Raw genomic sequence first — 318 nt, forward strand, 5'->3', positions numbered from 1 at the left:
ACTTCGCCAGAAGTTAATATTGAATACTAAAGTAGATACCAATCAACAAACGAAACGTTCATTAAATGGCACTGAATGATACTGCTATCATTCTTTTTTACTTTTGAAAACTCTGTACAAATAACAAATGTTATTCATACGAATTTTATTATCAGCTTTTCCAAATTTTTAAAGAGCATATTAATTAGTTAACCCAAAGGGTAAAACTAACTAACAATCATCTGTGTGGACACTACGAACAAATAAGTTCTAAATCGTATAAGGAGGTGATCCAGCCCCAGGTTCCCCTAGGGCTACCTTGTTACGACTTCACCCCAG

The 318-nt window shown here is 34.3% G+C and carries 1 rRNA gene; it reads right to left on the bottom strand.

Annotation, left to right across the window (positions count from 1 at the left end):
- Positions 1 to 259: 259 nt before the first annotated feature.
- Positions 260 to 318 (bottom strand): 16S ribosomal RNA (locus tag BW139_RS18225); the annotation flags it as partial.

It is taken from the genome of Pseudoalteromonas sp. SK18, from assembly GCF_001974855.1.
In the GTDB taxonomy this organism is placed as follows: Bacteria; Pseudomonadota; Gammaproteobacteria; order Enterobacterales; family Alteromonadaceae; genus Pseudoalteromonas.